The organism is Pseudomonas emilianonis, assembly GCF_023072625.1.
In the GTDB taxonomy this organism is placed as follows: Bacteria; Pseudomonadota; Gammaproteobacteria; order Pseudomonadales; family Pseudomonadaceae; genus Aquipseudomonas; species Aquipseudomonas paraveronii.
Map to the genome: position 1 here is coordinate 1 of NZ_JAKNRV010000454.1, position 3,564 is coordinate 3,564.

Sequence of the window (3,564 nt, forward strand, 5' to 3'; positions counted from 1 at the left end):
CCTTGCGCGCTGCCGCGGGCTTTGTCAGCGGCAGCGCGCAAGGCATGCACTTCCGCATGGGGCTCGCCGGTACGCACGTGCCAGCCTTCGCCGACGATCTGCCCGTCACGCACGATCACGCAGCCCACACGCGGGTTGGGATGGGTGGTGTACAGGCCGTTGCGCGCCAATTCGAGGGCGCGGGCCATGTAATGGGCGTCGAGGACAGCCTGTTCAGCAGAAGGTGAGTTCATTTTTTGACCGGCTCACGGGCCAGGCGGTCGATCTCTTCGCGGAACTCATTGAGGTCCTGGAAGCGTCGATACACCGAAGCGAAACGGATATAGGCGACTTCGTCGAGCTTTTGCAGCTCGCCCATCACCAGCTCTCCAACCACCAGGGACTTGACCTCGCGCTCGCCGGTCGCGCGCAGTTGGTGCTTGATATGCGCCAGCGCCGCCTCCAGCCGCTCGACACTCACCGGGCGTTTTTCCAGGGCGCGCTGCATACCGGCGCGTAATTTTTCTTCGTCGAAAGGCTGGCGGCTGCCGTCGGATTTGATCAGACGTGGCAATACCAGTTCGGCGGTTTCGAAGGTGGTGAAACGTTCACCGCAGCCAGAGGCCAGGCATTCGCGCCGGCGACGCACTTGATCGCCCTCGGCGACCAGACGCGAGTCAATGACCTTGGTTTCGTTGGCACCGCAGAAGGGACAGTGCATGGTGGCAGGCAACAAAAAAAGGGAGGGCCATGGTAGCGCATCCCCGTGGCAAGACAAGCCATAGCCTTTGCGGTATATAGGCTGACGATTATGTTTCATGTTTTTTAAGCCACGGATATTGTCCTTTCTGGAGCCTTACATGCAGTTACGACCACTCGTTTTACTCACCTTGTTCGGTTTTCTGGTCGCCTGCAGCAGCGAAGCCCCGAAACCGTCGACGCCGCAACCTCAGCCTGCACAAGAGAAAAAAGTCCCCGGCATTGAAGACCTCGGCCCGCTGCCGGCCTACCAGCGTGCGGTAAGCCGGCAGATCGCCGGGCTGGAAAGCCATTTGGGCTACGCGCTGTTCCTGCGTCAGGCGCGGGGCCTGAGCCTGACCGAAGAAGGCCGCGAGTGGTCGCTGCGGGTGCAGCAGGTTTTCGGCCTGCTCGGTGACGCGCTGGAGCAGATCGGCAGCCGCCGCGACACCCTGCAGCTCAAGGCCTCCACCTGCGTGATGCGCTGGCTGCTGCCGCGCTTGATGCAATGGCAACGCGAACGCCCGGATGTGCCGGTGGAGCTGACCACGACCGTGGCCTACACGGTGGACTTTCGTCGCGAGCAGTTCGATGCGGCGGTGATCTATGCGCCCAGCGCGGAACAATCGGCCGAGGCTCGGCATCTGTTCGATGAACAACTCACACCGGTATGCGCGCCGGCTTTACGCGACCGTCTGAGTACGCCTGCGGACCTGCAACAACAGGTGCTGCTGCACCCCACGCGGGACGAGCGCGACTGGGCGTTATGGCTGGAGGCGGCGAAGACGCGCTTGAGCAATGTGAGCCAGGGCCACCATTTCGAGACGCTGGATCTGGCCATGACGGTGGCGTCCCAGGGCTCAGGCGTGGCGATTGGCGACAGTGCGTTGATTGGCGAAGACGTGAAGGCGGGGCGCTTGGTGACGCCGTTTGAATTGCGGGTGCCGACGGGGATGGGCTATTACCTGGTGTATCCGCCGGGGACAGCCCCTTCGGCCGGGCTTGAAGCGCTGATGGATTGGTTGGTCAACCAGGCGCAACAGGCGTAGCGCTGAAGATCCACATGGGGGCGCCGGCAAGCCAGCGCCCCATGTTTTGATCGCGTTGGCTCAGTAACCGACGGTGAAACGCTGGCGCGAGTGCTTCGGTGTTTCCACTTCATCGAGCATCGCGATGGCGAAGTCGGCGAAGCTGATCCAACTGCGGCCTTCGCTGCTCACCAGCAAATCATCCTGGCCCAGGCGGAACGTGCCGGTGCGCTCGGTTTCAACGAATTCGGCCGACGGCGACAGGAAGGTCCAATCCAGTTCCTGCTCCTGACGCAACGCATCGAGGAACGTCGCGCCGGCACTGGCTTCTGCCTTGTACGCCTCAGGGAAACCCTCGCTGTCGATCACCCGAGTGCCATCCGGCAGCAGCAGCGAGCCCGCGCCGCCTACCACCAGCAGGCGTTTCACCGCAGCTTTTTTCACCGGGCCGATCACCGCGCTGGCGGGCAGGGTGGCGAAGTGCGCCGCGCTGATCACCACATCGCTGCCGCTGATGGCCTGTTGCAAGGCCTCGGCATCCAGTGCATCGACCTGTTTGACGCTGACGCCAGGGCGCACGGCAAGTTTGTCGGTGTTACGCGCGATGGCGATCACGCTATGCCCACGCCGCAGCGCCTCTTCCAGCAGTTGACTACCGGCACGGCCAGTGGCCCCAATGATTGCGATCTTGCTCATGACGTTCTCCAGTACGGTTAAGGTTTGAAACGCTTCACCACTTCATTTCGCCCTTGGCGACTTTGGCGCTCAGTTCCAGCGAGCTTTCGTCGGCGAGGGTCGGGTAACGCTTTTTCATTGCCGCGATCAGGGCGGCGGAATCCTTGGCCTTGGCGGTTTCTTCGCCAAAGGCCTTGATGTAGCCGGCGGTAAAGGCCACGGATTGCAGCGACGGGCTGCCGAGGAAATGCCCCGGAACCACCGTGCGCGGCTTCAGCTCGGCGATGCGTTGCAGGCTGGCCAGCCAGTCTTTATGCGACTGCGCGCTCTGAGTATCGGCCATCCACAGGTGGATGTTGTCGGCGACGACCACACCGCCGACGACGGCCTTGATCGATGGAACCCACACAAAGCTGCGATCCGGCTGCGGGCCGTCCAGGCCGATCACTTCCAGGTGTTGGCCTTCAAGCGTCAGGCGGTGGCCGTCGAGCACCTGCGGCACGATGGTTTTGCCTGGCTTGTCGGCGCCCATTTTCGGGCCCCAGAATGCCAGTTTGCCGACGACGGTAGCGTTGATATGGTCGACCACCGCTTGCGGGGCCAGCACCTTGGCATCGGGGAATGCAGCGGTCAGGGTGTCGAGGCCGAAGTAGTAGTCCGGGTCGCCGTGGCTGATGTAGATGGTGGTCAGGTGTTTGCCGCTCGCGCGGATCTTCTGCACCAGTTGTTCGGCCTGGCTTTTACCGAACTGCGCGTCGACCAGGATCGCGTCTTTCGCGCCGCTGACCAGCACCGAACTGACCGGAAAGATCGCGGCTTCGCCGGGGTTATACACGTCGAGGGTCAGCTCGGTGGCGGCGGCCTGGGCGGCGAAGGCCAGGGCGGCGGTCGCCAGGGTCAGGCGCTTGAGGGTGGAAAACATCGGGCAGCTCCGGCAATCGGTAAGGGATGCACAGAGCTTAGTTGCACCAAACACAACAAAAAATGCGATGCTGGGACATAGTTTGTTTCTAAAATCGGGCAGATCATGGATCGTCTTCAAGCAATGCGCGTGTTTGTGACGGTAGTGGATTTGGGCAGCCAGTCCGCCGCCGCCGACCATCTGGACCTGTCGCGCCCGGTGGTCTCGCGCTACCTGGCCGAG

The 3,564-nt window shown here is 62.5% G+C and carries 5 protein-coding genes and 1 pseudogene; 2 read left to right on the forward strand and 4 right to left on the reverse strand.

Annotation, left to right across the window (positions count from 1 at the left end; translation table 11 throughout):
- Nucleotides 1-233: pseudogene (locus L9Z73_RS27335) on the reverse strand (bifunctional diaminohydroxyphosphoribosylaminopyrimidine deaminase/5-amino-6-(5-phosphoribosylamino)uracil reductase RibD); the annotation flags it as partial.
- On the reverse strand, nt 230-700 hold the full coding sequence (gene nrdR / locus L9Z73_RS27340; RefSeq protein ID WP_247407754.1) for a transcriptional regulator NrdR: 471 nt from the start codon (nt 698-700) through the stop codon (nt 230-232). The gene nrdR and the pseudogene L9Z73_RS27335, both read right to left, overlap by 4 nt.
- Before the next feature lie 139 nt (nt 701-839).
- Between nrdR and L9Z73_RS27345 the strand changes: the two genes are divergently transcribed.
- A complete protein-coding gene (locus tag L9Z73_RS27345; protein ID WP_247407757.1) occupies nt 840-1,766 on the forward strand; it encodes a LysR substrate-binding domain-containing protein in 927 nt (308 codons plus the stop codon).
- Between the two features lie 60 nt (nt 1,767-1,826).
- On the opposite strand, the gene L9Z73_RS27350 is transcribed toward L9Z73_RS27345, so the two are convergent.
- Nucleotides 1,827-2,441 carry an NAD(P)-dependent oxidoreductase gene (locus L9Z73_RS27350; protein WP_247407761.1) on the reverse strand — a complete coding sequence of 205 codons (615 nt, stop codon included), beginning with the start codon at nt 2,439-2,441 and terminating at the stop codon, nt 1,827-1,829.
- Between the two features lie 34 nt (nt 2,442-2,475).
- Nucleotides 2,476-3,342, reverse strand: coding sequence for an MBL fold metallo-hydrolase (locus L9Z73_RS27355; protein ID WP_247407763.1), 867 nt, complete (start codon nt 3,340-3,342; stop codon nt 2,476-2,478).
- Between the two features lie 105 nt (nt 3,343-3,447).
- Between L9Z73_RS27355 and L9Z73_RS27360 the strand changes: the two genes are divergently transcribed.
- Nucleotides 3,448-3,564: helix-turn-helix domain-containing protein (locus tag L9Z73_RS27360; protein WP_247407764.1), on the forward strand; the 117-nt coding region annotated here is incomplete at its 3' end.